Here is a 24,447-nt window from a genome sequence, read left to right on the forward strand (position 1 = left end):
CACCGCGGACGCGCTCGACCGGCTCGCCGGGTCAGTGGGTGTGCGTCGACGCCTCGGCGGCGGCCCGGAGGAGCGCGATGTTCGACGCCGGATCGGAACCGCTGTAGACCGCCGACCCCGCGACGAAGGTGTCCGCGCCGGCGGCGGCAGCGATCCCGATCGTGTCCGCGGAGATCCCGCCGTCGACCTGGAGCCAGACGTCGAGACCGGTGCGCGCGACCTCGGCTGACAGCGCCTGCAGCTTCGGCATGGTCTCCGGCATGAACGACTGTCCGCCGAATCCCGGCTCGACCGTCATGACGAGCACCTGGTCGAACTCCGACAGGAGTTCCAGGTACGGCTCGATGGGCGTGCCGGGCTTCACGGCGATCCCGGCGCGTGCCCCGATGGAACGCAGGCGTCTGGCGAGGGCGACGGGGTCGCTGGTGGCCTCGGCGTGGAACGTCACCGAGTACGCCCCGAGCTCGGCGTAGCCGGGAGCCCATCGATCGACGTCCGAGATCATGAGGTGGACGTCGAGCGGGACCGGAGACACGTCCTGGATGCGACCGACCATCTGCGGACCGAACGTGAGGTTCGGGACGAAATGGTTGTCCATGACGTCGACATGGACGAGGTCGGCGCTCGCGATCCGCTCCAGGTCGGCCTGGAGGTTCACGAAATCGGCGGACAGGATGCTCGGGTTGATGCGCGCGGACATGTGCTCGAGCCTATCGATCGACAGCGGGTCCGGCCGACTCCGCAGGCTTGCGAAGGAGGGCGATGTACATGGCGTCGGTGCCCTGGCGGTGCGGCCAGAGCTGGACCGCGCCACCGGGTGCCGCGGCGTCGAGCGGTTCGGTCGTGACCTGGTCGAGCACCGCGGAGGTGTCGAGCCGCTCCATCCCGGGATGGGCACGCAGGGCGCTCTCCACGATCAGTGCCGTCTCGCCGACGTGCGGCGAACACGTCACGTACGCCACGATCCCGCCGGGAGCGAGCGCGGTGATGGCGGCATCGAGCAGTGAGCCCTGCAGTCGGGTCAGTTCGGAGACGTCCTTCGGCGTCTTCCGCCACCGCGCCTCCGGTCGTCGTCGCAGCGCGCCGAGCCCGGTGCACGGGGCGTCGAGGAGGATGCGGTCGTAGGTCGCGGGATGCGCTGCCGCGAGCGTCGTGCCGTCGGCGGTCGAGACCGACACGTCGAGCGGGACACCTGCGAGGGCGCGCTCCACGAGACGGGCCCTGGCGGGGACCAGTTCGTTCGCGTCGAGGCGTGCCTCCCCGGCGAGGGCCTCGGCGGCCAGCAGCGCCGCCTTGCCACCCGGCCCCGCACAGAGGTCGAGCCATCGCTCGCCGGACCGGACCGGTACCGCGCGGGTCAGCGCGAGCGCGGCGAGCTGCGAGCCCTCGTCCTGGACGCGGAGGCGCCCGCCGCCGGTCCCGACGAGTTGCACCGGGTCGCCGCCGGCGCTGCGGAAGCCGTACGGCGAGAACCGGTTGGGTTCGGCGTCCTCGGGCCGGTCGGCGAGCCCCGGGAGTGCGATGAGGTTCACCTGCGGGGCGAGGTTGTCCGCGGCCAGTGCGTCCTCGAGTTCGTCGCCGCGGTCCTGCAGATCGAGCGCCTGTCTGATGGCCCGAACGACCCACGCCGGGTGTGCGGTGCTCACGGCCAGGCGATCGGTGTCGTTCGTGGCCTCAGCCAGCAGGATCCGCTCCCACTCGGCGGGTTCGGTCCGCGAGATGGTGCGGAGGACGCCGTTGGTGAAGCCGGCAGCGGACCGTGAACCCGCGGAGCGGGCGAGCTCGACCGACTCGTTCACGGCGGCGTGGCCTGGGACGCGCATGGAGAGCAGCTGATGGGCTCCGAGCCGCAGGACGTCGAGGATCGCGTCGTCGATCTCGGTCACGGGACGCTTGGCAGCGTGCGCGATGACCCGGTCGTAGTACCCGCGTCGGCGGAGGGTGCCGTACGTCAGTTCGGTCGCGAGGCCGGCGTCCGCCGGACTCAACTTCGCCTCGGCCAGCCGGTGCGGCAGGAGGAGGTTCGCGTAGGCGTCCGAGGTGCTGACGGCGTGGATGACGTCGAAGGCCAATCGGCGTGCCGGCTGCACGGTCGCCGAGTCACGCGGACGCGTGGGACGCTGGCGTCCTCGACGGGGTTCCACGTCGCGGGGCCGTCGGTCGCGGCGTCGCTGGCCCTCGGGCTGCTGGCCGCTCACGCGGTGACCAACCGATCGGTTCCCGTGGACGCACCGCGCCACCAGTCGGCGGCCGGCATCGCCGTCCGTCCCGCCGGCTGCACCTCCAGGAGTTGCAACGGGGTGTCCGCCGTGCCGACCAGGACGAGGCCGTCGACGGACACGATCGTCCCGGGCGCCGGCGGATCCGTCGGCAGGGTCGACACGGGGACGGCGCGGTGCACCTTCACCCGCGCCTCGTCGAGGACGGTGAACGCGCCCGGCTCGGGGGTGACCCCGCGGATCTGCGACCACACGTCGGCGACGGGGCGGTCCCAGACGATCCGGCCGTCCTGGCCGTCGAGCTTCGGCGCGAGGGACACCTCGCCCTGCTGCGGGGCCGCGACCGCGGTGCCGGCGGCGATGGCGGCGACGACCTCGGCAGTGAGCGGTGCGCCGAGCTCGGCGAGCCGGTCGAGGAGCTCCCCCGACGTCTCGCCCTCGGTGATCGGCGTCTCCACGGTGGCGAAGACGTCTCCGGCGTCAAGAGCCGGCACGAGCTGGAAGACCGACGCGCCGGTGACCGCGTCCCCGGCCATCACGGACCGCTGGACGGGCGCCGCGCCGCGCCAGGCCGGCAGCAACGAGAAGTGTAGATTGATCCAACCGTGTGCCGGCGCGGACAGGAGGGGTTCACGGACGAGCCCGCCGTACGCGACGATCACGCCGAGTTCCGCACGGAGCGCGACGATCCGCGCCGTCGCGTCGTCGTCGAGACGTGCAGCGCGGATGACCGGGAGCCCGAGCCGTTCGGCGGCCGCTGCCACCGGCGACGGGGTCAGGACCCGCTTGCGGCCGAGCGGGGCGTCGGGTCGGGTCACGACGGCCGCGATCTCGTGCCCGGCCGAGACGAGGGCGTCGAGCGTCGGGACGGCGACGGCGGGGGTGCCGGCGAAGACCAGCCTCATGCGGTTCGGACTTCGTGGACGGGGTGGATCATGACAGCATCTCCGGATCGTCGAATCGTACTCTGAGTGTAGGCGGGGCTTTCGGCGCCCGCCTGCCGGGGGTCGGCCGTCGACGCTTCGCCGCCTGCGCGACCACGGTCGCCCGCAACTGCTCGGCGACCGCCCTGGCATGGCCGTAGTCGACCCGCAGGATCGCGACGCTGTCGCCCGCCTCGTCGACGGTCGGGCCGAGCACGCGGCTCCGGTACTCGGCGGGCAGCGCGGCGAGAGCGGCGTCGACGGCGTCGCGGGTGCCGGTGAGGGTCGCGCTCCGGACCGCGGGAGGGAACCCGAGCTCTCGGCGCTCGGCGAGCTCCTCGCTCGCGAACCGCGGTTGCTGCCAGAGGGCGAAGGCGTTCGCCACGGGGGCCTCGACGCCGATCAGCAGCACCGGCGCGCGTGGAGCGGCCAGGGCTGCGGCGTTCGACCACCACCGTAGGCAGTCCTCGGCGACACGGAGTGACTCCCGCGCCAGCATGCGGTCGGCGTCGACCAGGAGGACGGCGGCATAGCCGCCCGCTGCGACGGGCTCCGCGCCTCGGGTCGCGATCACCAGCGCCGGCTCCGGACCGACGTCGAACTTGGGGGCGTCGCCGTCCGACACCACGACCCGGTACCGGGGGAACGCCCGGCCCAGTTCTTCGGCGGTCCGGCCGGTGCCGGCGGCCGTGACACGGAACGCGGTGTCGTGGCAGGTCTCGCACGACCACCCTGCCGCGAGGTGACCGCACCACCGGCAGGAGGGCTGCGAACGGGCTGTGGCGAGTTGGAGTGGACCGTGGCACACCGAGCAGTGGGCCCTCGTCCCGCACCGTCGACAGGCGAGGTGCGGCGCGTACCCCGGCCGCGCGACCTGGACCAGCACGGGTCCGTGATGCAGCGCCTCGTCGACTGCGCGCCAGGCGCTCGACGGTATCCTCGCCTGGCTCGTCATGGCGTCGTCGCCGCTCGCCCGGGACACGACGACTCTCGGGCGTATCGGCGGGGTCGGTGCGACCTCGCGCAGCCAGCCGAGTTCGACGAGTCGCTGCGCCTCGGTACTGCGTGAGTGCGCGGCGAAGACGAGGGCGGAGCCGCTCATCTCCTGCCGGGTCAACGCGACGTCGCGGGCGTGCACATAGGGGGCGAGCTGCTCCTGGTGGAGGGGGTCGCCGTCGTCCCAGAGGGCGATGAGTCCGAGGTCGTGCGCCGGTGCATAGACGGCCGACCGGTTGCCGACGACGATCCGGGGCACCGGATGCAGGCCGTCCAGGTAGGCGCGGTAGCGAGCAGCCGGGGTCTGCTTCGCATCAGCCCTCGCGACCGCGGCACCGACACCGAGGTCGTCGAGCGCCGCCAGGAGGTGTTCGACGTCCCGGTAGTCGGGGACGCACAGGATCGCACTCCTCCCCTCGGACAGCTGGTTCACGGCGAGAGCCGCCAGCGTGAACGACCAGTCCGGGAGCCACACGCCCGCGCTCGTCGCGGTCAGGGTGGGGATCGCGCTGATCGCGTACCGCTCCCCCAGCGCGAGACGGTCGAGGGTGCCGGGGGCGTACCCCGGGACGGTGCGCCGCTCGACCGACGGAGGTTCCGGCGGGGTCGCGGCGGTCCAGGTCTTCTCGACCCGGACCTGTCGCGGCGGGATGGCGAGACGCAGGACGTCCATGGCGCTGCCGGCGCTGCGGTCCGCGACACGGCGTGCGAGCGTCCACAGGCTCGGGGTCAGGACCGGCACCGACGAGACGACCGAGCTCAAGGGGCTGAGCGCTCCGCCGAACTCGCTCGAGTCGGCGAGGTCGACGATGAACCCGTTCGCCGACCGACCCGCCGAGCGCAGCGGGACCGAGACGCGCGCGCCGAGCACGGCGTCGTCAGCCAGTTCGTCGGGGATGGCGTAGTCGAACAGGTGGTCGAGCTGTGGCAACGGGGAGTCGAGCACCACCCTCGCGACCCTCGCGCCGACCACGGCTACAGCCCGGCTGCTGACCGCAACGCCTCCACCCGGTCGAGACGCTCCCACGTGAAGTCGGGGAGCTCGCGGCCGAAGTGCCCGTACGCCGCCGTGGCGGCGTAGATGGGGCGGATCAGGTCGAGGTCGGCGATGATCGCGGCCGGACGGAGGTCGAAGACGTCGCGGATCGCGCGCGTGATGTCGGCCTCCGGCACATGGGCCGTCCCGAAGGTCTCGACGTAGAGTCCGACCGGCGCGGCCTTGCCGATGGCGTAGGCGACCTGCACCTCGAGACGTTCGGCGAATCCGGCGGCGACCGCGTTCTTCGCCACCCAGCGCATGGCGTACGCGGCCGAGCGGTCCACCTTCGACGGGTCCTTCCCGCTGAAGGCCCCACCGCCGTGTCGAGCCGCTCCGCCGTAGGTGTCGATGATGATCTTGCGTCCGGTGAGCCCGGCGTCGCCCATCGGGCCACCGACGACGAAGATGCCGGTCGGGTTGATCAGGTGCGTCACGTTCGAGCTGTCGAGCTCGACCGTCGCGAGGACCGGTTCGATGACGTGACGCTGGACGTCGCGGCGCAGCTGCTCCGTGGAGACACCCGGATTGTGCTGCGTGGAGACCACGACCGTCTCCACGGTCTTCGGGAGGAAGCCGTCGTACCCGATGGTGACCTGGGTCTTGCCGTCCGGGCGCAGGTAGTCGAGCTGGCCGGACTTGCGTACCTCGGCGAGTCGCTCTGCGAGACGGTGCGCGATCCAGCTGGGCAGCGGCATGTACTGCGGCGTCTCGGTGGTCGCGAACCCGAACATGATGCCCTGGTCGCCGGCGCCCTGGAGGTCGTAGGCGTCGACGCTGGACTGCTCGCGGGACTCGAAGGCGTGGTCGACTCCGGCGGCGATGTCGGCGGACTGCGAGCCGATCGACACGCTCACGCCGCAGGAGTCGCCGTCGAATCCGATGTCGGACGAGGTGTAGCCGATGGACCGGATGCGCTCGCGGACGATCGTCGGGATGTCGACGTAGCCGCTCGTGGAGACCTCACCGGCGACATGGACGAGCCCGGTGGTGACGAGCGTCTCGACGGCGACTCGACTGCGCGGATCCACCTCGAGGAGCGCGTCGAGGATGCTGTCCGAGATCTGGTCGCAGATCTTGTCGGGATGCCCCTCGGTCACGGATTCGGAGGTGAACAGGCGCAGCTCGGTCATGCGGTCTCCCGTCGGAAGTGGTGATGCGATGGTGGAGGGATCGGCCGTCGTGGTGTTCCGGGGCCCGACCGTTGATCACTCTAGTCGAGGCCTCGGACACGTCGTCCGCCTGTGACGCAGGGCGTCGCGGTGGTGGGAACGGGCCCGACACGACGAATCCGCCGGTCGTCTGGCGCCCGGCGGATTCGTCGTGGTGAAGCGTTATTCGGCGATCGGCTTGATCTGGAGCTTGTCCTCGTTGATCTCGTGCATCGCGATCGAGAGCGGCTTGTCCTCGACGGACGAGTCGACCAGCGGCCCGACGTTGTCGAACAGGCTGCCCTCGTGGAGGTCGGCGTAGTAGTCGTTGATCTGGCGCGCGCGCTTGGACGCGAAGATCACGAGTGCGTACTTGGACTCGACCTTGGTGAGCAGGGAGTCGATGGGCGGGTCGATGATGCCCTTGAGCTTGTCAGCCATGCAGGTTCACACTCCTCGTGTGGTTGTGTTCGGGGAAGATCGGATCGATGCGGGGTGCGCGTCGGACGTCAATCCCCGTGAATCTTCATCAAGTCTACGACCTCTTGGGCCGCGCGGGCCACGTCGTCGTTGACGACACGGTGGTCGAACTCGTCCGCGGCGGCCAGTTCGACCTTCGCAGTACGCAGTCGGCGCTCCCGTTCCTCCTCGTCCTCGGTGCCCCGTCCGACGAGTCGACGGACCAGTTCGTCCCAGCTCGGCGGCAGCAGGAACACCAGGGTCGCCTCCGGCATCGCCTCCCGGACCTGCCTGGCGCCCTGGATGTCGATCTCGAGCAGCGCGCTGTCGCCGGCTGCGAGCGCACGTTCGATCGGCTCGCGTGGCGTGCCGTAGCGGTACGCGTTGTGGACCGTGGCGTGCTCGAGCAGGCGGTCGCCCTCGATGAGGCCGTCGAACTCGTCGTCGGTCACGAAGTAATAGTTCACTTCGTGCTGCTCCCCAGGCCGCGGCTTGCGCGTCGTGGCCGAGACGGAGAGGTGCACCTCCGGGTAGTGGTCGCGAATGTACGCGGCGACCGTCCCCTTGCCGACGGCCGTCGGACCGGCGAGCACGACGAGTCGGCTGCGCGCCGTGCCCGGGTAGCGCTCTGCGATGAAGGCGCGGAGGCGATCCCGCTGCAGTCGACCGAGACCGCCCAGGCGCTTGACCGAGGAGATACCGAGCGATTCGAGGATCCGCCCGAGTTTGGTGACGCCGACACTCGGGATGCTGAGGAGGTATTCGGTGATGCGGATGCCGCCCTCGATGCCGTCCGGATCGGCGGTCGCGGCGTCGAGCACCTCCAACGGGGTGCGGGCGCCGGAGGCGATGGAGGCCTTGACGGTCGCGCGGGCGCGACGTTTGCGAACGGCCTCACGTGACGCGGCGGCCCGGTCGACCTCCGGCATGTTCCTGCTGGGCTGGTCCTGCTCCTGGTCAACCACGGGCGCTCCTCACGGCTGAGACGGAACGTTCGACGGCGTCCGCGATCCCCGAGGGTCCGGCGGCGAGGATGCTCCGGGACTCGGAGACAATGACGCCCGGCGCGAGGTCGCCGTAGATGGATCCGAGGTCGGCGACCGCGGCTCCCTGGTGGCCGAAACCGGGTGCCAGGATCGGGAGCGTGGTCGTCGGCGGTACCGCCGTCAGGCCGAACTCCTCGAGACGGAGCGTGGCACCGATGACCGCGCCGATCGAACCGGTCGACCCGGGGTGGTGCCGTGCGTTCCAGTGGTCGATCTCGTCGAGCATCGACGCCGCGACGGTGAGGCCGGCGCTGTCCTCGGCGAGCTGGACGTCGCGACCCTCCGGGTTCGAGGTCGCCGTCAGCACGAACACGCCCTTGCCGTGCTGCTCGGCGAGCTCGAGTGCCGGGTGCAGTGAGCCGAAGCCGAGATAGGGGTTCACGGTGAGGGCGTCGACCTCCAGCGGTGAACCGGGGGTCAGCCACGCCTCGGCATAGCCCTCCATGCTCGTCCCGATCTCGCCGCGCTTGGCGTCGCCGATCACGAGGAGCCCGGCGTCGCGTGCCGCTGCGAGGACCCCTTCGAGGGCGATGTACCCGGCCGATCCGAACCGTTCGAAGAACGCCACCTGCGGCTTGACGATCCCGGCGCGACCGGCTGCGGCCTCGACGACGGCGAGGCCGAAGGCCCCTGCGCCGGCGGCGGTGTCAGGCAGGCCCCACGCCTCGAGCAGGAAGCGGTGCGGATCGATGCCGACGCAGAGTCGGCCCGACCGGACGAAGACCTCGTCCAGCCGGGTTCCGAAGGAAGCCGTCACGAGCGCGCAGCCCGATCGAGTGCGTACTCCTGGAGCGAGCGGACCTCGAAGCCACCGCCGAGCGCCTCGAAGGAGCCGACCGCGGCGGTGAGCTGCGCGATCGTCGTGAAGAGCGGCTTGTCGGCCGCGACGGCGGCCGCGCGGATCTCGTAGCCGTCCGCGCGAGCCGACCGGCCACTCGGGGTGTTGATGACCATGTCGACCTCGTCGCGGTTGATCAGGTCGACGATCGAGTCGTCCTCGCCCGCGGCCGTGGTCTCGCTGTACTTGCGCACCGTTCGGGCACTGATGCCGTTCCGGTTCAGCACCTCGGCCGTGCCGTCGGTCGCGAGGATGTCGAACCCGAGCTGCTGGAGGCGCAGCACCGGCAGGATGATCGAACGCTTGTCGCGGTCGGAGACCGAGACGAACACCGTTCCGCTCGACGGCAGGCCGCCGTAGGCCGCCTCCTGGCTCTTCGCGAACGCGCGCGGGAAGTCCTTGTCGATGCCCATCACCTCGCCGGTGGAGCGCATCTCCGGGCCGAGCACGCTGTCGACGATCTGGCCGTCCTTCGTGCGGAAGCGCTTGAAGGGCAGCACGGCCTCCTTGACCGACACCGGGGAGTCGATCGGGACGCGGGATCCGTCGACCGGGGGCAGGAGCCCCGAGTCCTTGAGCTCGGCCACCGTCGCGCCGGTCATGATGAGCGAAGCGGCCTTGGCCAGCGGGATGCCGAGCGCCTTCGACACGAACGGCACCGTGCGGGACGCACGCGGGTTCGCCTCGATGACGTAGAGGATGCCGGCGCCGATCGCGAACTGGACGTTCAGGAGACCACGCACGCCGATCCCCTGGGCGATCGCGAGCGTCGCGTTCCGCACGCGGTCGATCTCGGCGCGACCGAGCGAGACGGGCGGCAGGGTGCAGCTCGAGTCGCCCGAGTGGATACCGGCCTCCTCGATGTGCTCCATGACGCCGCCGATGTAGAGCTCCTCGCCGTCGAACAGGGCGTCGACGTCGATCTCGATCGCGTCGTCGAGGAAGTGGTCGACGAGCAGCGGCTGGGCCGGGCCCACGATGCCCTGGTCCTCGATGCGCACGAAGTAGTCCGTGAGTGATGCGCTGTCGTAGATGATCTCCATGCCGCGTCCGCCGAGCACGAAGCTCGGGCGGACGAGGACCGGGTAGCCGATCTCCTCGGCGACGCGCAGCGCACCCTCGATCTCCACCGCGGTGCCGTTCTTCGGTGCGACGAGGCCGGCGGCGTCCAGGATCTCCTGGAACTGGCCGCGCTCCTCGGCGAGGTCGATGGCGGTCGGCGTGGTGCCGAGGATCGGGACGCCTGCGGCCTCGAGACCCTTCGCGAGCCCGAGCGCCGTCTGGCCGCCGAGCTGGACGACGACACCGACGAGTTCGCCCGACTCGCTCTCGGCGTGGATGACCTCGAGGACGTCCTCGAGCGTGAGCGGCTCGAAGTAGAGCCGGTCGCTCGTGTCGTAGTCCGTCGAGACGGTCTCCGGGTTGCAGTTGATCATGATCGTCTCGAAACCGGCGGCCTGCAGCGCGAAGGACGCGTGCACGCAGGAGTAGTCGAACTCGATGCCCTGGCCGATGCGGTTCGGGCCGGACCCGAGGATGACCACCTTGCGGCGGTCGCTCGCGACCACCTCGGTCTCCGTGTCGTAGCTCGAGTAGTGGTACGGGGTGAGGGCCGGGAACTCGCCGGCGCACGTGTCGACCGTCTTGTAGACCGGGCGGACACCCAGGATGTGGCGGACCTCACGCACCTCCTGCTCGCCGAACCCGCGCAGCTGACCGATCTGCGCGTCCGAGAAGCCGTGGTTCTTCGCGGTCCGGAGCACCTCGGTGTCGAGGCGGTCCGCCGCGGCGATCCAGTCGGCGACGTCGTTGATGAGGACGATCTGGTCGATGAACCACGGGTCGATCTTGGTGGCCTCGAAGACTTGCTCGGCGGTGGCACCCTTGCGGAGCGCCTGCTGCACGACGACGATGCGGCCGTCGGTCGGGGTCTTCATGACCTCGAGCAGCTCTTCGACGCTGCGGGACTCGTCGCTCCAGTGGAAGCTGGAACCGCGCTTCTCGAGCGACCGCAGCGCCTTCTGCAGGGCGGTGGCGTAGTTGCGTCCGATCGCCATCGCCTCACCCACCGACTTCATGGTGGTCGTGAGCGTCGGGTCGGCGGCGGGGAACTTCTCGAACGCGAAGCGCGGGACCTTCACGACGACGTAGTCGAGCGTGGGCTCGAAGCTCGCGGGCGTGACCTTCGTGATGTCGTTCGGGATCTCGTCGAGTCGGTACCCGATGGCCAGCTTCGCCGCGATCTTCGCGATCGGGAAGCCGGTCGCCTTCGAGGCGAGGGCACTCGAGCGCGAGACGCGCGGGTTCATCTCGATGACGATGATGCGGCCGTCGGCCGGGTCGACCGCGAACTGGATGTTGCAGCCGCCGGTGTCGACGCCGACCGCGCGGATGATGTCGATGCCGATGTCGCGGAGCTTCTGGTACTCGCGGTCCGTCAGCGTCAGGGCGGGGGCCACCGTGATGGAGTCCCCGGTGTGCACACCGACCGGGTCGACGTTCTCGATCGAGCAGACGACGACGGTGTTGTCGGCCGTGTCGCGCATGAGCTCGAGCTCGTACTCCTTCCAGCCGAGGATCGACTCCTCGAGGAGCACCTCGGTGGTCGGGCTCTGGTGGAGGCCGTCACCGACGATCCGGCGCAGTTCCGCCTCGGTGTACGCGAAGCCTGAGCCGAGGCCGCCCATGGTGAACGAGGGGCGGACGACCAGCGGGTAGCCGAGCTCCTCGGCGTAGCCGACGGCCTCCTCGACCGTGTGGGCGATGTACGAGCGGGCCACGTCCGCGCCCGCGTCGAGCACGAGCTGCTTGAAGATCTGGCGGTCCTCGCCCTTGTTGATCGCCTCGAAGTTCGCGCCGATGAGCTCGACGTCGTACTTCTCGAGGATGCCGTGCTCGTGCAGCTGGATCGCGGCGTTCAACGCCGTCTGGCCCCCGAGGGTCGGGAGGATCGCGTCGGGCTTCTCCTTCGCGATGATCGTCTCGATGACCTGCCAGGTGATCGGCTCCACGTAGGTCGCGTCGGCGAAGTCGGGGTCGGTCATGATGGTCGCCGGGTTCGAGTTGACGAGGATGACGCGGACGCCCTCCTCGCGCAGCACGCGGCATGCCTGGGTGCCCGAGTAGTCGAACTCGGCGGCCTGCCCGATGACGATCGGCCCGGAGCCGATGACGAGGACGCTGTTGATGTCGTCGCGCTTGGGCACTAGTTGTTCTCCTTGGTGCTGGAAGTGGTGGCGTGGCCGGTCACGAGGTCGCGGAACCGGTCGAAGAGGTAGACCGCGTCGTGCGGACCCGAGGCGGACTCGGGGTGGTACTGGACCGAGAACGCGGGGATGTCGATGCAGTTGATGCCCTCGACGACCTCGTCGTTCAGGCTGTAGTGGCTGACCTCCGCGAGGCCGAACCCGGCGGGCGTCTCGTGGCGGCCCTCGATCGGCAGGTCCACCGCGAAGCCGTGGTTCTGCGAGGTGATCTCCACCCGACCGGTCGCCTTGTCGAGGACCGGCTGGTTGATCCCGCGGTGGCCGAACGGCAGCTTGTAGGTGTCGAATCCGAGCGCGCGGCCGAGCAGCTGGTTGCCGAAGCAGATGCCGAAGTACGGGACGCCCGCGCGGAGCACGTCCTGCAGGAGGGCGACGTGCGCGTCGCTCGCAGCCGGGTCGCCGGGTCCGTTGGAGAAGAACAGGGCGGACGGTTCGAGCGCGAGGACTTCGGCCGAGGTCACCGACTGCGGCAGCACCACGACGTCGAAGCCGCGAGCGGCGAGGTGGTTGAGCGTCGACGTCTTGACGCCGAGGTCGAGGACCGCGACGGAACCGACGCGCTCCCCCACCGCCGGCACGGTGTACTGCTCGGTCGTGGAGACCTGGCTCGACAGGTTCAGACCGGCCATCTGCGCGCCGGCGCGGACGAGACTGAGCTGTTCGGCGCCGGACAACTCGAAGTCCTCACCGGAGAACACGCCGCCGCGCATGGAACCGGCGGAACGGATGTGCCTCGTCACCGCGCGGGTGTCGATGCCGCTGATGCCCACGACGCCGTCCTGGACGAGTTCGTCGTCGAGCGAGCGGTCCGCTCGGAAGTTGGAGACGACGCGCGACGCGTCGCGCACCACGTATCCGGCGACCCAGACACGGGCGGACTCCATGTCCTCGCGGTTGACGCCGGTGTTGCCGATGTGGGGCGCGGTCATCAGGACGATCTGTCCGGCGTAGGACGGGTCGGTCAGCGTCTCCTGGTAGCCGGTCATGCCGGTGGCGAAGACGACCTCGCCGAGCGTGCGGCCGGTCGCGCCGTAGGCGTGCCCGACGTAGCGGTTGCCGTCCTCGAGGACGAGTACCGCTGGACTGGGTGGGGTGAAGGAGGTCATGGTCAAGCCCTCTCGTGAGGCGGTGGGGTGGAGTCGTCGGCCGAGGTGACGTCGGCGAGGGTGTCTGAGGTGCCGGTCGGCCGGAGTCCGGCGTCCGCGGCGGGGATGATGCTCGTGACGATGTCGATGATGCGGGCGCGGTCCGCCTGCTCGAGGACGCGGAAGGTGCTGTCCGCGATCACCGTCGGGACGGGACGCCAGCTCAGGCGGATGAGCCCGCCCCGCTCGACGACCCGGTCGATCGTGAGGTTGGTCTGGTCGACGCCGACGATGCTCGTCGCCGGGATGAACGTCGGCCGCTCCCCCGGGACGTCGACGACGACTCCGGCGGCGCCCAGTTCGAGCGTGACCCGGGATCGGTAGCGCAGTCCCTGCAACGCCAGCCGTTCGAGCGGCTGGTCGTGCTTCGACGTCGCGACGTAGAGGACCTCGACCGTCAGTGACGGGACCGGCCGCGGGTCGGGGAGCTCTGCGAGGGGACCGACCTGGGCGTCGCGCGCGACGCGGCGTCGCCAGGCGAGGCCCATGAGGGCGAGGATGCCGAGGAGGACGAGGGCGACGAGGACGGCCGCGAGGATCCGCCCGTCCATCAGCGCTCGACCTCCGCGGATCGCGCGGCGCGGCGTGCTGCCGCCGCGACCTGCTCCGTCGGGAGCACGGCGCCGTCCAGGACGGTCGCGTAGCCACGGTGGAAGGTGGCGACGACGCGGCCCGGCAGCTCCAGGCCGAGGTAGGGCGAATTCACGCCCTTGCCGGCAAGGTCGGCCGTGCCGAACGGACGGGTGGCGGCGGTGTCGTAGAGCACGACCTCCGCCGGAGCTCCGGCCTCGATCGAAGCCCCCTGCCCGGTGATCCGTCCGATCCTCGCCGGCGTCGCCGAGAGCACCCGGGCGACGTCGTTCCAGTCCAGGAGCCCGGTCGCGACCATCGACGCGTGCACGACGGAGAGGGCGGACTCGAGGCCCACCATGCCGTTCGCGGCGGCGTCCCACTCGCAGTCCTTGGCCTCGACCGGGTGCGGTGCGTGGTCCGTCGCGACGATGTCGATCGTGCCGTCCGCGAGGGCCTCGCGCAGCGCCTGGACGTCCTCCGCCCGTCGCAGCGGCGGGTTCACCTTGTACCGGGCGTCGTAACTCGCCACCAGCTCCTCCGTGAGCAGCAGGTGGTGCGGCGTGACCTCGGCCGTGACGGGGATGCCTCGGGCCTTCGCCCAGCGGATGACGTCGACGGACCCTGCCGTCGAGACATGGCAGATGTGGAGGCGGGAACCCACATGCTCGGCGAGGAGGACGTCGCGGGCGATGATCGACTCCTCGGCGACCGCCGGCCACCCGGTGAGCCCGAGTTCGCCGGAGAGGGCGCCCTCGTTCATCTGCGCACCGACGGTGAGCCGGGGTTCCTGCGCGTGCTGGGCGATCACGCCGTCGAAGGCCTTCACGTACTCCAGCGCGCGGCGCATGAGCAGCGGGTCGGACACGCAGAGACCGTCGTCCGAGAAGACCCGGACCTCGGCACGTGAGGAGGCCATGGCGCCGAGTTCGGCGAGCCGCTCTCCGGCGAGGCCGACCGTCACGGCACCGATCGGCTGCACCGTCGCGTACCCGGCGCGTTCACCGAGCGACTGTTCCTGCTCGACGACCCCGGCCGTGTCGGCCACCGGCGAGGTGTTGGCCATCGCGAACACCGCGGTGAAGCCGCCGGCGGCTGCGGCACGCGTACCGGTGAGCACCGTCTCGCTCTGCTCGAACCCGGGTTCCCGGAGATGCGTGTGGAGGTCGACGAGCCCGGGGAGAGCGAGGAGGCCGTCTGCATCGACGACGGTCGCGCCGACGGCGCTCAGCCCGGAGCCGCGTTCCGCGATCCGTCCGTCGCGCAGGAGGAGGTCGGTGCGTGTCCCGTCGGCGAGCGTCGCTCCGGTGATCAGCGTGGCGTCGTGATTCGAAGTGGGCTCAGACACGGGTGGATTCCTCTCGATCGCCGGACAGCAGCAGGTACAACGCGGCCATCCGGACCGACACCCCGTTGGCGACCTGTTCGAGGACGGTCGACCGGGGTGAGTCGGCTGCCCCGGACGAGATCTCCAGACCGCGGTTCATCGGCCCGGGGTGCATGACAATGCTAGCCGGATCGAGGCGGGCGAGTCGCTCGTCGTCGAGCCCCCAGCGCCTGGAATACTCCCGGCTGTTCGGGAAAAAGGCGGCGCGCATGCGTTCGGACTGGATCCGGAGCATCATCAGCACGTCGGGACGCTGGGCGATCGCGTCGTCCAGGTCGTAGCGGACGGTGGCCGGCCACGGGCCGAGGTCCACCGGAAGCAGTGTCGGCGGGGCGACGAGGGTCACCTCGGCGCCGAGCGTGTCGAGCAGCCAGACGTTCGAGCGGGCGACCCGGGAATGCAGGATGTCGCCGACGATCGTCACCGCCACCCCGTCGAGCGCGCGACCGCGGGAACGCTCGCCGTGGAGGCGCTTGCGCATCGTGAACGCGTCCAGGAGGGCCTGCGTCGGGTGCTCGTGCGTCCCGTCCCCCGCGTTCAGGATGCCTGCGTCGATCCACCCGCTGTCGGCGAGGGTCTGCGGCGCACCGGAGGCGGAGTGTCGGATCACGACGGCGTCGGCGTGCATCGCGGCGAGGGTCTGTGCGGTGTCCTTGAGGCTCTCGCCCTTCGAGACGCTCGACCCCTTCGCGCTGAAGGTGATGACGTCTGCGGACAGCCGTTTTGCGGCAGCCTCGAACGAGATGCGCGTGCGGGTCGAGTCCTCGAAGAAGAGGTTGACGACCGTCTTCCCACGGAGGGTCGGGAGCTTGCGGACCTCACGGAACTGCGTCTCGGCCATGTCCTCCGCGACGTCGAGGATCTCGATCGCCTCGTCGCGGGTGAGGGTCTTCGTCGACAGCAGGTGCCTCATTCGCCGCTCCCCTCGATCGTCACGGAGTCGTCGCCGTCGAACTCGGTGAGCCGGACGAAGATGCGCTCCGCCTGCGAGGAGGGCAGGTTCTTCCCCACGAAGTCGGGCCGGATCGGGAGCTCGCGGTGCCCGCGGTCGACGAGCGCGGCGAGCCGCACGACGCGTGGGCGGCCCAGGTCGGTCAACGCGTCGAGTGCGGCGCGGATGGTGCGTCCCGAGTACAGGACGTCGTCGACGAGGACGACCGTGCGCCCGTCGATCCCCTGCGGCGGCAGTGTCGTGGGCTGCGGTGCACGGGTCGGGTGTTTCGCCAGGTCGTCGCGGTACATCGTGACGTCGAGTGCACCCGAGACGATGGTCGCGCCCGAGATCGAGGAGATCGTGGCGGCGATCCGCTTCGCGAGGATGACCCCGCGCGTCGGGATGCCGAGGATCACGAGGTCGTCTGCTCCGCGGTTGGACTCGAGGATCTCGTGGGAGATCCGAGTCAACGCCCGCGCGATGTCAGCTTCGTGCAGCACGGTACGTGCGCTCATCGCCGACTCCCTTCTCCGCCTCTCTGGACGGTCTTAAAGGTTGTCTTGGTCAACACCCGAGCCTAGCAGTCGGATCAGGCCTCGTAGAGCTCCAACGGGAGGCCGTCGGGATCGAAGAAGAACAGCATCTTGCGCGAGGTGTGCGGGTCGATCCGGACGTCTTCGACGCGGACACCCAGCTCGACCAGCCGCGCGTGGCCGGCGTCGACGTCGTCGACGGCGAAGGCGAGGTGCCGCAGCCCGAGCGCTTCGGGCCCGGATGCGCGCGCCGGCGGGTCAGGGAAGGAGAACAACTCGATGAGGTACTGACCGTTCAGGGCGAGGTCGCCCATCCAGGAGTCGCGCTCGGCCCGGTACACCTCGGTGAGCAGCTCGCAGCCGAGCACCGAGGTGTAGAAGTGCTTGGAGCGCTCGTAGTCGCTGGCGATGATCGCGATGTGGTGCACGCGCTTCAGCGGCAGGGCTGCACCGTTCTCGTCGCTCATCGTCACCGCGGGTTGATCTGCGAGATCTTGCCGAGCAGGCCGTTGATGAAGCCGGCCGAGTCGTCGGTCGACAGCGTCTTGGCCGCCTCGACCGCTTCGTCGATGGCGACGCCGTGCGGCACCTCGTCGTTGAACAGGATCTCCCAGATCGCGATCCGGAGGATGGCCCGGTCGACCGTGGGCATCCGCGCGAGCGTCCAGCCCTGCGCGTACGTCTCGATCTGCTCGTCGATCTCCTCGGCGTGGTCACCGACGCCGTCGACGATCTCTCGCGCATACAACCACGAGGCCTGGCGGTCGGGCTCGCTGACGGCGCGAGACGCTTCCGCGGACAGGACTTCAGCGAGGGTCTGCTGACGGACGTCGGCTTGGTACAGCAGATCGAGGGCGCGCTTGCGCGCCTTGGTGCGAGCGCTCACTCGTTGACGCGACCGAGGTAGTCACCCGTACGGGTGTCGACCTTGACCTTGGTGCCGGTCTCGAGGAAGAGCGGGACCTGGATCTCGTAGCCGGTCTCGACGGTCGCCGGCTTCGTGCCGCCGGTCGAGCGGTCGCCCTGGAGCCCGGGTTCCGTGTAGGTGACCTCGAGGATGACCGACGCGGGGAGCTCGACGTAGAGCGGGTTGCCGTTGTTGAGTGCGACCGTGACGTCCTGGTTCTCGAGGAGGAAGTTCTTGGTGTCGCCGACGACGACGGCGGGGATGGTGATCTGGTCGTAGTCGCTCTTGTCCATGAAGACGAAGGAGTCGCCGTCCGCGTACAGGTAGGTGAAGTCGCGGCGGTCGACGTTCTCGACGTCGATCTTCGTGCCGGCGTTGTACGTCTTGTCGACGACCTTGCCGGTCATGATGTTCTTCATCTTGGTGCGGACGAACGCGCCACCCTTGCCCGGCTTGACGTGCTGGAACTCGATCACCGTCCAGAGCTGCCCGTCGATGTTCAGGACGATGCCGTTCTTGATGTCAGCGGTAGAAGCCATGCGCGAGAATGTCCGTTCGTGGAAAGTGTGCGGCCGGATACGACCCAACGAACGAGTGTAACCGCTGCGAGGACCCGTGACCAATGCACCCGTGGTGGACCAGGGCGCCGCGCACGTCACTCGGCGCTGCGGCGCACCACGAGGTCGAGGGCGAGGCGGTACGAGTCGAAGCCGAAACCGGCGATCACGCCGGTCGCGACACCGGAGATCACGCTCGTGTGACGGAAGGCCTCGCGGGCGTGCGGATTCGAGAGGTGCACCTCGACGAGCAGGAGGCCAGCCTTCGTGACCATGGCCGCCGCGTCACGGAGCCCGTAGCTGTAGTGGGTGAACGCCGCGGGGTTGAGGATCACGGACGTGCCGGAGTCGACGGCCTCGTGGAGCCAGCCGATCAGCTCGCCTTCGTCGTCCGTCTGGCGCAGGTCGATCCGCGTCCCGTCGCCCGCGTCGGCCTCGAGCACGGTGCGCAGCGCAACGAGGTCGGCCGAGCCGTAGACGTCGGGTTCACGGCTGCCGAGGCGCCCGAGGTTCGGTCCGTTGAGGACGAGTACGGTGGTCATGAGTCGAGGGTATCCGTTCGGGACGAGCGCTCGCGGAGCGCACCGGCGTCGGTCAGGAGCCGATCTCCTGGTAGGCGGCGAAGAGCAGCGAGGTCTCGGGCCCTTGGAGGACGGTCGGCTTGGCGAGGTCGTCGAGCACGATGAACCGCAACATCGAACCGCGCGTCTTCTTGTCGCGCTGCATCGTCGCGAGCAGCGTGTTCCAGCGGCCCACCGGATAGGCGATCGGCAGGCTGAGGAGCTCCAGGACGCGACGGTGGCGGTCGACGACCTCGTCCGACAGCCGGCCGGCGAGGCGGGAGAGCTCGGCGACGTACATCATGCCGATCGCCACCGCGGCACCGTGTCGCCACTGATACCGCTCGGCGTGCTCGATGGCATGCCCGAGCGTGTGCCCGTAGTTGAGGATCTCGCGGAGGCCCTGCTCGGTGAAGTCCTCGCTGACGACGTCGGCCTTCATCCGGATCGCGAGCTCGATGCAGCGGCGGAAGGCGGGTGTCTCGGGGTCGGTCGCGGCGTCGACGTCGACCTCGATGAGATCGAGGATCTCCGGGTAGCGGATGAACCCGGCCTTGGCCACCTCGGCGAACCCGGCGAGGATCTCGTTCTTCGGGAGGGTGTCGAGCGTGTCGAGATCGCAGACGACGGCTGCCGGGGCGTAGAAGGCGCCGACGAGGTTCTTGCCTTCCGCGGTGTTGATGCCCGTCTTGCCGCCCACGGCCGCGTCGACCATGCCGAGGACCGTCGTGGGGACCTGCACGAGTCGGACGCCGCGCAGCCAGGTGGCGGCGACGAAGCCTGCGAGGTCGGTGACGGCGCCACCGCCGAACCCGATGACCGCGTCGGAGCGCGTGAAGTCTGCCTGGCCGAGGACTCCCCAGCAGAACGCGGCCACCTCGACCCGTTTCCCGGCCTCGGCGTCCGGCACCTCGGCGAGCAGCACCTGGTACCGGTCGCTCAGGGTCTCGCGCAGTTTGGCAGCCTTCTCGCCCAGCGTCGCCGGGTGGACGATGAGGATCCGCTGCACGCTGGTCCCGAGGGCGTCGACGAGCACGTCCTCCAGCCCTCTCCCGATCGTGATGGGGTACGGGGAGGATCCCGTCACCTCGATGACGGTCCGCTCGGTCGGGGTGGTCGGTTCGGTGCTCATGCAGGCTCCTTCACCCAGGCGACGAGTTCGTCGACGATGCCTGAGATGGGTCGGTGCGAGGTGTCGAAGGTGACATCCGCGAGTCGTTCGTACACGGGACGCCGGGCGGCGGCGATGCGCGACCACGCGCCGGGGTCGTCACGGAGGAGTGGACGCTTGTCGAGGTTGGCTCGTGCCAGCACGGCCTCTTCGGTCACCGTCAACAGCACGACGCGTGCATCGGCGAGCTGACGCTGCGTGTCCTCGTCGAGCACCGCTCCCCCGCCGAGCGACACGATCGCCGGCTGCTCGAGTGCGGCGGCGACCGCCGCCCGCTCCAGGGCGCGGAAGTGAGGCTCGCCGTGTTGCTCGAAGATGCGCGCGATCGCGCCGTGCTCGCCGGAGACGACGTTGTCGGTGTCGACGAACGGCAGGCCCAGGCGCTTCGCCAGCTGCTTGCCGACCCGGCTCTTCCCCGACCCCATCGGTCCGATGAGGACGACGGGGAGTCGGAGATCGGCGGCCTGCTCAGGCATCGGCGCTGGAGGCGTGGTCGCCTCGCGTGCGCAGGTTCGACGGGATCGCTGCCAGGTATCCGTCGAGGTTGCGCTTCGTCTCGGGGACGGAGTCGCCACCGAACTTCTCGAGCACCGCTTCGGCGAGGACCAGGGCCACCATCGCCTCGGCCACGACACCGGAGGCCGGGACCGCGCAGACGTCCGAGCGCTGGTGGTGCGCGGTGGCGGCCTCGCTCGTCGCGACGTCGACCGTGCGGAGCGAGTGCGGGACGGTCGCGATCGGCTTCATGCCGGCGCGCACGCGGAGGACGGTACCGGTGGTCATGCCACCCTCGGTGCCGCCGGCGCGATCGCTCTGCCGGGCGATGCCGTCGCTCTCCTGGACGAGCTCGTCGTGGGCCGCGGAACCGCGACGCGTCGTCGTGAGGAAGCCGTCGCCGACCTCCACACCCTTGATGGCCTGGATGCCCATGAGCGCTGCCGCGAGGCGTGCGTCGAGTCGGCGGTCCCAGTGGACGTAGGAGCCGAGTCCCGGTGGGAGTCCGTAGGCCAGGACCTCCACGATGCCGCCGAGGGTGTCGCCGTCCTTCTTGGCCGCGTCGACCTCGGCGACCATGCGCTCCGAGGTCGCCTTGTCGAAGCAGCGCAGCGGATCGGCGTCGAGCGCGTCGACGTCGGCCGGGACCGGCAGCGGGCTGTCTTCGGGAACGCGCACCGGGCCGATCGACAGCGTGTGGCTGACGAGGGTGATGCCCAGCTCGCCGAGGAAGGAGCGCGCGACGGCACCGAGGGCGACGCGCGCTGCGGTCTCGCGTGCGCTGGCGCGTTCGAGCACGGGACGCGCCTCGTCGAAGCCGTACTTCTGCATACCCGTCAGGTCGGCGTGACCGGGACGCGGACGGGTGAGCGCGGCGCTGCGGCCACGCGACTTGTCGGAGATCTCGGTCGGCTCGGGGCTCATGACCTCGGCCCACTTCGGCCACTCGGTGTTGCCGATGCGGATCGCGATCGGGCTGCCCATGGAGAAGCCGTGGCGGACGCCGCCGGACAGGTTGAGCTCGTCCTCCTCGAACTTCATGCGGGATCCTCGGCCGTAGCCGAGCTTCCGTCGGGCGAGGTCGGCGCGGACGCCGTCCATGGAGATGGGGACGCCGGAGGGGAGTCCCTCGAGGACGGCGATGAGTTCCGGGCCGTGAGACTCTCCGGCAGTGAGCCAACGAAGCATGGTCCTATCCTTCCATAGAGCCGGGACGCGACCGTGCGCCTTCGGTCGACGGCCCGGCGGGTGTGCAGGTGGGCGACGGATGCGTCCGGAGCGGTCAGTGCCAGGCGACCGGCGCCCCGGTGTGATCGAGGTGGACCGTTTCGAGCATCGCCCCGAGCACCGTCGTCTCGTCGTCGAGCGGCAGGAGCTGATCGCCGAGGACGAAGATCCGGACCTGGAGCAACGCCTGGTGCACGAGCATCGACAGCCCGCTGAGGACCGACCCGCCGGCCTGCGACCAGGCCTCCGCGAGCACGCTCGGCCACGGGTCGTACGCGACGTCGAGGAGGAGCGCGCCTGGAGCATGGGACAGGACCGGACCCGGTTCGGTGAGGGCGCCGCCCGGAAGGGTGCTGATCACGAGCGGTGCGTCAGGCGTCTCACCGTCGAACGGCCCTGAGGCGAACCGCAGCCCCAGCCGGCCGGCGAGGTCCTCGAGTGGTCGCGCCTGGGCCGGTCGTCGGAGCGCCACGTGGACGTGCTCGGCACCGAGGTCCGCCGCCGCCATGATCGCCGAGGAAGCCGTCGCTCCCCCGCCCAGGACGACCGCGGACGCGATCGTGTCGACACCGGCCGCCCCGATCGCGCGGACGATGCCGCCGACGTCGGTGTTGAACCCCTCGATCCGACGGGACCCGTCCTCGGCTCGTCGGAGACGCAGCGTGTTGACCGCCCCGGTCTCGGTTGCGGCGCGGTCGGCCACGTCGGCCAGCTCGAGCGCGCGATGCTTCAGTGGCATGGTCAGCGAGAGCCCCCGCCAGTCCGAGCCGAGGTCGTCGAGGAAGGCCGAGAGCTCAGCCGCCTCGAGTTCGTGGCGACCGTAGTCCCAGTCGAGCCCCAGCACCCGGTAGGCGGCCTCATGCAGTGCCGGCGACTTGGAGTGGGCGATGGGCGCGCCGAGCACGGCGAGCCGCGGCTGCCCGTCCTGGCCGTGACCCGGCCCTGTTCCACGCATGTGCGCCACGCTCCCGCTACTGGTACTCGGGGTGCTCGTCCATCCAGGACAGCCACTTGTCGACCGCGGCCTCGTGCTCCTCCTGGGTGGTGGAGAAGATCGTCTCACCGGAATCGAGGTTCCAGGTGACGAAGTAGAGCCAGGGTCCGTCGGCCGGATGCAGGGCTGCGTCGATCGCGAGGTCGCCCGGGTTCGAGATCGGTCGCACGACCATGCCCGGGTGGACGTAGGTGTTGTACGGGTTCGAAGCGTCGGCGCGCTCGGCGTCCGTTGTCGACACCCGGTGGGTGTTGCCCGTCCCGTACGCGACCGTCGCGTCGGACTGCAGCAGACCGCTCTCCCACTGGGCCGGGTCCAGTCGGTTGAGGAAGACCCGCGACACCTTGTAGTAGTCGTCGCGGAGGCCCGCCTCCTTCTGGATGAGCGAGGCCAGGACGATGGTCTTCCAGCGGTCCTCGGGCTTCACCCCGGCGTCGTCGAGCGCCTGGAACGACCGGTTCACGAGGGTCTGGAGGACGGCGTGCGCATCGCCGCCGTCGGGGAGGCTGTAGGTCGCCGGGAAGAGGAACCCCTCGAGCGAGGTCGCCTCGGCGGGGAGACCGAAGGACGCGACGTCGGCGGCCGCAGCCTGGAGTTCCTCCAGCGGGATGCCGGTGCCCTCCGCGATCGACGGCAGGGCGTCCTGCTCGGCGGTGCCCTCGGGGATGACGAAGGTGTCCTCCATGCGGTTCGCCTCATCGGTCAGGGCCGCAAGGGCGGACTTGGCGCTCATCTTGAGCTTCAGCTTGTAGGCGCCAGGGAAGAACTCCGGCTGGGTGGGCTGTGCGAGGAGGAGGTCGTAGAAGGCGTCGAACGACTTCGTGACCCCCGCGTCGTGCAGGCTCGTCGCGATGTCCTCGCCGATGTCGCCCTCGTTGACCATGACGACGGCCTCGCCGCTGCCGGCACCCTCGTAGTCGTTCGGTTCCTCCCAGCCGAGGACCTTGCGGATCTGCGGCTCGTAACTCGTCCACACGACCGCGGCGCACGCGACGAGACCCCCGACGACCACGATCGACACGATGAGCGCGATGAGCCCGCGACGACCACGACGGCGCTTCGGCGGTTCCCCGCCGGCCAGCGCACGACGGCGCCCCCGATGGATCGGCTGCGGCCCGCTGTCGTTCGCCGTGTCGTCCTCAGCGAGCAGGTCCTCGAACGCGGGGATGGTCATGGTCCTGGCCCGGGACACCGATGACTCGGTGTCGTCGGACTCGGGCGCACGTGAGGTCGATCCGCTCAAGGGTGTGGCGCTCGCGGCCGGCTCGCCGACGCTGGAGTCACCGGACGACGCGGCGGTCGAGGGGGCGTCGACGGACGTGGCGTCGACCGATCTGGAGCCGGCCGGGGCCGGTTCGACCGTGTCGCTCGCGGCGTCTTCATCGACGGGCTCGGGCGGCGTCGAGGCGGCTTCGGCGGCCTCCCGCCGCTGACGTGCCTCGCGTCGGGACAGTGGCACCGGCTGCTCCCCCGCTGCGTTCCGTTCGGACGTGAAGAGGTCGGCGAGCGGATCGTCTGCTGGGTTGTTCTCAGGTGTCAGATTCGACACAGGCACGTCCTGTTCACGGGTCGACGGGGCTTCCGGGGGGTCGCCCCGAACCGCGTTCGGCGTCGAGGGCGTACTGCAAGAGTATGACGGCCGCCACCTGATCGACAATCGAGCGCGTCTGCTTCTGTCGTTTCCCAGCGGAGCGCAAGGCGCCGTGGGCGGTCACCGTCGTCAGCCGCTCGTCGACGAGACGGGCCGGGACACCGGTGATCGACCTGAGCCGGGCGGCGAACTCCCGGGCGTCCTGTGTGGACGCCGTGTCCTTCCCCGACAGGGCGATCGGGAGACCGACGACGAGCTCCACGGCGCCGAGTTCTTCGGCGATGACCGCGATCGCCCGGATGTCGGCGTCGCCGCCCAGGTCCCGTGTGACCGTCTCCACCGGCGTGGCCAACAGGCCGTCGGGATCGCTTCTCGCGACCCCGACCCTGGCCTTCCCGACGTCGATCCCGAGTCGGACACCGCGACGGAACCCGTCCGTCAT

General features: G+C 70.1%; 23 protein-coding genes and 1 pseudogene. All 24 read right to left on the reverse strand.

Annotation, left to right across the window (positions count from 1 at the left end; genetic code table 11):
- Positions 1-31: 31 nt before the first annotated feature.
- Positions 32-700 carry a ribulose-phosphate 3-epimerase gene (rpe, locus tag AC4PMY_RS18240; protein ID WP_491623339.1) on the reverse strand — a complete coding sequence of 223 codons (669 nt, stop codon included), beginning with the start codon at positions 698-700 and terminating at the stop codon, positions 32-34.
- Between the two features lie 10 nt (positions 701-710).
- Positions 711-2,198: an RsmB/NOP family class I SAM-dependent RNA methyltransferase gene (locus AC4PMY_RS18245; RefSeq protein WP_491623340.1), complete on the reverse strand. Its 1,488-nt coding sequence runs from the start codon at positions 2,196-2,198 to the stop codon at positions 711-713.
- A complete protein-coding gene (fmt, locus tag AC4PMY_RS18250; RefSeq protein ID WP_071260170.1) occupies positions 2,195-3,124 on the reverse strand; it encodes a methionyl-tRNA formyltransferase in 930 nt (309 codons plus the stop codon). The genes AC4PMY_RS18245 and fmt overlap by 4 nt, the downstream gene beginning before the upstream one ends.
- Positions 3,125-3,152: 28 nt before the next feature.
- The gene (locus AC4PMY_RS18255) at positions 3,153-5,087 is read right to left on the reverse strand and encodes a primosomal protein N' family DNA-binding protein (protein ID WP_254773579.1); all 1,935 of its coding nucleotides are present in this window, start codon (positions 5,085-5,087) and stop codon (positions 3,153-3,155) included.
- 26 nt (positions 5,088-5,113) lie between these two features.
- On the reverse strand, positions 5,114-6,307 hold the full coding sequence (gene metK, locus AC4PMY_RS18260) for a methionine adenosyltransferase (RefSeq protein WP_064293843.1): 1,194 nt from the start codon (positions 6,305-6,307) through the stop codon (positions 5,114-5,116).
- 201 nt (positions 6,308-6,508) lie between these two features.
- Positions 6,509-6,766 carry a DNA-directed RNA polymerase subunit omega gene (gene rpoZ, locus AC4PMY_RS18265; protein WP_056005756.1) on the reverse strand — a complete coding sequence of 86 codons (258 nt, stop codon included), beginning with the start codon at positions 6,764-6,766 and terminating at the stop codon, positions 6,509-6,511.
- Between the two features lie 68 nt (positions 6,767-6,834).
- A complete protein-coding gene (gmk, locus tag AC4PMY_RS18270; RefSeq protein WP_064293842.1) occupies positions 6,835-7,713 on the reverse strand; it encodes a guanylate kinase in 879 nt (292 codons plus the stop codon).
- Positions 7,714-7,741: 28 nt separating this feature from the next.
- A complete protein-coding gene (gene pyrF, locus AC4PMY_RS18275; protein ID WP_491623341.1) occupies positions 7,742-8,587 on the reverse strand; it encodes an orotidine-5'-phosphate decarboxylase in 846 nt (281 codons plus the stop codon).
- Complete coding sequence (carB, locus tag AC4PMY_RS18280; RefSeq protein WP_491623342.1) at positions 8,584-11,874, reverse strand: carbamoyl-phosphate synthase large subunit; 3,291 nt, start codon at positions 11,872-11,874, stop codon at positions 8,584-8,586. Before carB ends, pyrF begins: the two co-directional genes overlap by 4 nt.
- The gene (gene carA / locus AC4PMY_RS18285; protein WP_064293840.1) at positions 11,874-13,040 is read right to left on the reverse strand and encodes a glutamine-hydrolyzing carbamoyl-phosphate synthase small subunit; all 1,167 of its coding nucleotides are present in this window, start codon (positions 13,038-13,040) and stop codon (positions 11,874-11,876) included. The genes carB and carA overlap by 1 nt, the downstream gene beginning before the upstream one ends.
- Positions 13,041-13,042: 2 nt before the next feature.
- Positions 13,043-13,630 (reverse strand): PH-like domain-containing protein, encoded by a 588-nt coding sequence (locus tag AC4PMY_RS18290; protein WP_491623343.1) that lies wholly within the window; start codon positions 13,628-13,630, stop codon positions 13,043-13,045.
- A complete protein-coding gene (locus AC4PMY_RS18295; RefSeq protein WP_064293838.1) occupies positions 13,630-14,997 on the reverse strand; it encodes a dihydroorotase in 1,368 nt (455 codons plus the stop codon). The genes AC4PMY_RS18290 and AC4PMY_RS18295 overlap by 1 nt, the downstream gene beginning before the upstream one ends.
- Entirely contained in the window at positions 14,990-15,949 is a 960-nt protein-coding gene (locus AC4PMY_RS18300; protein ID WP_064293837.1) for an aspartate carbamoyltransferase catalytic subunit, read from the reverse strand. Before AC4PMY_RS18300 ends, AC4PMY_RS18295 begins: the two co-directional genes overlap by 8 nt.
- Positions 15,946-16,491: pseudogene (gene pyrR, locus AC4PMY_RS18305) on the reverse strand (bifunctional pyr operon transcriptional regulator/uracil phosphoribosyltransferase PyrR); the annotation flags it as partial. The pseudogene pyrR and the gene AC4PMY_RS18300, both read right to left, overlap by 4 nt.
- A 68-nt stretch (positions 16,492-16,559) precedes the next feature.
- Complete coding sequence (locus AC4PMY_RS18310; RefSeq protein ID WP_064293835.1) at positions 16,560-16,970, reverse strand: VOC family protein; 411 nt, start codon at positions 16,968-16,970, stop codon at positions 16,560-16,562.
- 2 nt (positions 16,971-16,972) lie between these two features.
- On the reverse strand, positions 16,973-17,389 hold the full coding sequence (gene nusB, locus AC4PMY_RS18315; RefSeq protein ID WP_064293834.1) for a transcription antitermination factor NusB: 417 nt from the start codon (positions 17,387-17,389) through the stop codon (positions 16,973-16,975).
- Complete coding sequence (gene efp / locus AC4PMY_RS18320) at positions 17,386-17,949, reverse strand: elongation factor P (protein WP_056005785.1); 564 nt, start codon at positions 17,947-17,949, stop codon at positions 17,386-17,388. Before efp ends, nusB begins: the two co-directional genes overlap by 4 nt.
- A 116-nt stretch (positions 17,950-18,065) precedes the next feature.
- The gene (locus AC4PMY_RS18325; RefSeq protein ID WP_079002503.1) at positions 18,066-18,509 is read right to left on the reverse strand and encodes a type II 3-dehydroquinate dehydratase; all 444 of its coding nucleotides are present in this window, start codon (positions 18,507-18,509) and stop codon (positions 18,066-18,068) included.
- A gap of 52 nt (positions 18,510-18,561) precedes the next feature.
- Positions 18,562-19,659, reverse strand: coding sequence for a 3-dehydroquinate synthase (gene aroB / locus AC4PMY_RS18330; protein WP_491623344.1), 1,098 nt, complete (start codon positions 19,657-19,659; stop codon positions 18,562-18,564).
- Positions 19,656-20,174 carry a shikimate kinase gene (locus tag AC4PMY_RS18335; RefSeq protein WP_491623345.1) on the reverse strand — a complete coding sequence of 173 codons (519 nt, stop codon included), beginning with the start codon at positions 20,172-20,174 and terminating at the stop codon, positions 19,656-19,658. The genes aroB and AC4PMY_RS18335 overlap by 4 nt, the downstream gene beginning before the upstream one ends.
- Positions 20,167-21,381 (reverse strand): chorismate synthase, encoded by a 1,215-nt coding sequence (gene aroC, locus AC4PMY_RS18340; RefSeq protein ID WP_064293830.1) that lies wholly within the window; start codon positions 21,379-21,381, stop codon positions 20,167-20,169. Before aroC ends, AC4PMY_RS18335 begins: the two co-directional genes overlap by 8 nt.
- Before the next feature lie 94 nt (positions 21,382-21,475).
- Positions 21,476-22,375 carry a shikimate dehydrogenase gene (locus AC4PMY_RS18345; RefSeq protein ID WP_491623346.1) on the reverse strand — a complete coding sequence of 300 codons (900 nt, stop codon included), beginning with the start codon at positions 22,373-22,375 and terminating at the stop codon, positions 21,476-21,478.
- Positions 22,376-22,391: 16 nt separating this feature from the next.
- Positions 22,392-23,963 carry an endolytic transglycosylase MltG gene (gene mltG, locus AC4PMY_RS18350; RefSeq protein WP_491623347.1) on the reverse strand — a complete coding sequence of 524 codons (1,572 nt, stop codon included), beginning with the start codon at positions 23,961-23,963 and terminating at the stop codon, positions 22,392-22,394.
- A 13-nt stretch (positions 23,964-23,976) separates the two neighbouring features.
- A complete protein-coding gene (ruvX, locus tag AC4PMY_RS18355) occupies positions 23,977-24,447 on the reverse strand; it encodes a Holliday junction resolvase RuvX (RefSeq protein ID WP_079002500.1) in 471 nt (156 codons plus the stop codon).

The sequence above is a fragment of the Plantibacter sp. MDV22-iso1 genome (assembly GCF_058408345.1).

Excerpts from the sequence above, each read along its gene's own strand:
- efp (WP_056005785.1), bottom strand. The coding sequence starts at position 17,949 with ATGGCTTCTACCGCTGACATCAAGAACGGCATCGTCCTGAACATCGAC.
- AC4PMY_RS18310 (WP_064293835.1), bottom strand. The coding sequence starts at position 16,970 with ATGAGCGACGAGAACGGTGCAGCCCTGCCGCTGAAGCGCGTGCACCAC.
- gmk (WP_064293842.1), bottom strand. The coding sequence starts at position 7,713 with ATGCCGGAGGTCGACCGGGCCGCCGCGTCACGTGAGGCCGTTCGCAAA.
- carA (WP_064293840.1), bottom strand. The coding sequence starts at position 13,040 with ATGACCTCCTTCACCCCACCCAGTCCAGCGGTACTCGTCCTCGAGGAC.
- AC4PMY_RS18300 (WP_064293837.1), bottom strand. The coding sequence starts at position 15,949 with ATGAGGCACCTGCTGTCGACGAAGACCCTCACCCGCGACGAGGCGATC.
- AC4PMY_RS18325 (WP_079002503.1), bottom strand. The coding sequence starts at position 18,509 with ATGACCACCGTACTCGTCCTCAACGGACCGAACCTCGGGCGCCTCGGC.
- ruvX (WP_079002500.1), bottom strand. The coding sequence starts at position 24,447 with ATGACGGACGGGTTCCGTCGCGGTGTCCGACTCGGGATCGACGTCGGG.
- rpe (WP_491623339.1), bottom strand. The coding sequence starts at position 700 with ATGTCCGCGCGCATCAACCCGAGCATCCTGTCCGCCGATTTCGTGAAC.
- aroC (WP_064293830.1), bottom strand. The coding sequence starts at position 21,381 with ATGCTTCGTTGGCTCACTGCCGGAGAGTCTCACGGCCCGGAACTCATC.
- fmt (WP_071260170.1), bottom strand. The coding sequence starts at position 3,124 with ATGAGGCTGGTCTTCGCCGGCACCCCCGCCGTCGCCGTCCCGACGCTC.
- rpoZ (WP_056005756.1), bottom strand. The coding sequence starts at position 6,766 with ATGGCTGACAAGCTCAAGGGCATCATCGACCCGCCCATCGACTCCCTG.
- metK (WP_064293843.1), bottom strand. The coding sequence starts at position 6,307 with ATGACCGAGCTGCGCCTGTTCACCTCCGAATCCGTGACCGAGGGGCAT.
- AC4PMY_RS18345 (WP_491623346.1), bottom strand. The coding sequence starts at position 22,375 with ATGCGTGGAACAGGGCCGGGTCACGGCCAGGACGGGCAGCCGCGGCTC.
- aroB (WP_491623344.1), bottom strand. The coding sequence starts at position 19,659 with ATGAGCACCGAACCGACCACCCCGACCGAGCGGACCGTCATCGAGGTG.
- AC4PMY_RS18335 (WP_491623345.1), bottom strand. The coding sequence starts at position 20,174 with ATGCCTGAGCAGGCCGCCGATCTCCGACTCCCCGTCGTCCTCATCGGA.
- AC4PMY_RS18290 (WP_491623343.1), bottom strand. The coding sequence starts at position 13,630 with ATGGACGGGCGGATCCTCGCGGCCGTCCTCGTCGCCCTCGTCCTCCTC.